The 2,131-nt window shown below is 75.4% G+C and carries 2 protein-coding genes; both read left to right on the top strand.

The window, feature by feature from the left end; all coding sequences use genetic code 11:
• Positions 1 to 386 precede the first annotated feature (386 nt).
• On the top strand, positions 387 to 1,463 hold the full coding sequence (locus K6U79_11630; GenBank protein MCL6523004.1) for a copper amine oxidase N-terminal domain-containing protein: 1,077 nt from the start codon (positions 387 to 389) through the stop codon (positions 1,461 to 1,463).
• Between the two features lie 160 nt (positions 1,464 to 1,623).
• Positions 1,624 to 2,131: hypothetical protein (locus tag K6U79_11625; GenBank protein ID MCL6523003.1), on the top strand; the 508-nt coding region annotated here is incomplete at its 3' end.

Here is a 2,131-nt window from a genome sequence, read left to right as displayed (position 1 = left end):
ACTCTTAATCAGGGTGTCGTGGGTTCGAGCCCCACCGGGCCTACCAAGAAAAAGCCCCGCAGGAGGTGGTCTGCGGGGTTTCTTTATCCGCTCGTTCAGGCGGCCGGCCGCGCCCTCGGAGGGCTCGCTCCAGAATTCTCCGATCGTATCCGTTGGATCCGGCATCCGTTCGAATCCAGCAGCCTGTGGTCCGGGCAACCCCTGCGGCTGGGGGGGGCGAGGGCATCCGTTCTTCCCGCCGGCCGCCCCGTCTCCTGCAGGCGAGGCGGTGGGCGCCAGATCGACGGATTTCGACAGAACGGCGGTTTGTCGTCCACAGATACCGTGTCATCATGCCCTCGTCGACCTGTCCATCCACTGGCCAGGCGTTCAAGGAGGCGGTCTCCATGAAGGCTTCCCTTGGCAGCGCGGGCGCCCGCGGCCATGCCGCCCCGCGCCGCGAGAGGCTCCCGGGGCGCGCTGGCTCGGCGCTGCTGGCGCTCCTCCTGCTCCTCATCCCCTTGCTCCCGCCGGCGCCCGCGGCGGCCCAGTCCGCAGGCGCGGCGGCCGCGGCCGGCTCCGCCGCGCCGCCCGGGGCGGTGGTCGCCACCTTCACCGTCGGCTCCTCCGTGGCCACCGTGGCCGGCCGGAGCGTCGATCTGGGGTTCCCCGTCCACGTCATGGCCGGCGGCGAGGTCTGGGCCCCCTTGCGGCCGCTGGTCGCCGCCATGGGCGGCTCCGTCCTCTGGGACGGCGCGGCGCGCACCGCCTATGCGGAGCGGAACGAGGGCGAGATGCTGACGGCGACGGTGGGCTCCCAGGCCATCCAGACGGGCACCGGTCCCTATGACGCGCGCACCCCGGTGCACATCCTGCGGGCGAAGACCATGGTGCCGCTGGCCGCCGTGGCCCAGGCGTTCGGCTACGCCTTCGCGCAGGAGGGAGGCACCGTCACGTTCCGCGAGGAGCCCGTGGTGGCCCTGACCGAGGCGGTGCTGGCCCGGCCGTCCGGCACACCGCTCTTCGCCTTCTCCCGGCCGCTCCTGCCGCTCCGGCTGCCCGCCGCCACCACCGTCCGCTTCGCCGGCGCCAGCGTCGACGCCGCCACCTACGCCGCCGCCTTCGCCCGGCACACCGGCCACCTGATGGCCTTCACCCGTGACGCCTCGGGGAGCGTCGACTCCTTCGTCCACGTCTACGGCTACGTGGCCGCCCAAGGGGCCTGGATGGCGGGACCGGGGACCAGCCTGGAGGATGCGACGGTGGAAGGCTCCGCCGGCGGGCAGCTCCGGCTGCAGCTGGCCGGCGGCTCCACGCTCGTGCTGCAGGCGCTGGCCGTGCCCGCCTACGTCCTGGGCTCCACCTCCATCGGCCCCGAGCTCTCGCCGCTCTGGATCCCGGCCGGCAGCACCGTCCGGCTGGTCCTCTGGATGGGGAGCCCGGTCGCCCTCCTCTGGCCGCAGCAAGCCCCGCCCTCCTCCTGAGGGCGCCTGCGCCGTAGCGCCGCCCGGCCCGGAGAGCCCGGCGCCGGGCGGCGCCCGCCGGCCCCGGCCGCTTGCCCAGACCGCTCGGGCGCCGTACAATCCCGGCGCCATGCAGGGCGAGGAGAGGCAGAGTCGAGAGGGAGAGGGCGCGCCCGCGGTCGTGCGGGCGGTGGTGAGCGCGGCGACCTGGACCCCGGAAGGCCGGGTGCGCACCGGGCCGCTGCCCGGGGTGGGCGCGTTGGAACTGGACCGCTTCCTTCCGGGGGAGCGCGTCGAGGTGGAGCTGGAACGCCCGCCGGCCGGCGGTCCGCGGCGCAGGGACCGCCGGGCCTGGCGCCTTCTCTCCGCGCGCCTCCTGGAGCCCTCGCCGGAGCGGGCAGAGCCGGGCTGCCCCGTCTTCGGCCTCTGCGGCGGCTGCGCGCTCCAGCACGCCAGCTACGCGGCGCAGCTGGCCTGGAAGCGGGAGCGGGTGCGGGCCGCGCTGGCGCGCGCCGGCGTCCCCGCCGGGCGGGTGGAGCCGGTGCTGGCCGCCGCGCGCACCTACGGCTACCGGAACAAGATGGAGTTCACCTTCTCGCCCGAGGGGCGTCCCGGCCTCCACCGGCGCGGCCGTTGGCGCGAGGTGCTGCCGCTGGAGCGCTGCCCCATCGCGCTCCCCCCCATCCAGG

This window comes from Bacillota bacterium, assembly GCA_023511835.1.
Lineage (GTDB): Bacteria > Bacillota > Sulfobacillia > JAIMAT01 > JAIMAT01 > JAIMAT01.
This window is presented reverse-complemented; position numbering and strand designations above follow the sequence as displayed.

What these genes read in the sequence shown, in the direction of transcription:
- K6U79_11630 (MCL6523004.1), top strand. Translation starts at nt 387, where the DNA reads ATGAAGGCTTCCCTTGGCAGCGCGGGCGCCCGCGGCCATGCCGCCCCG.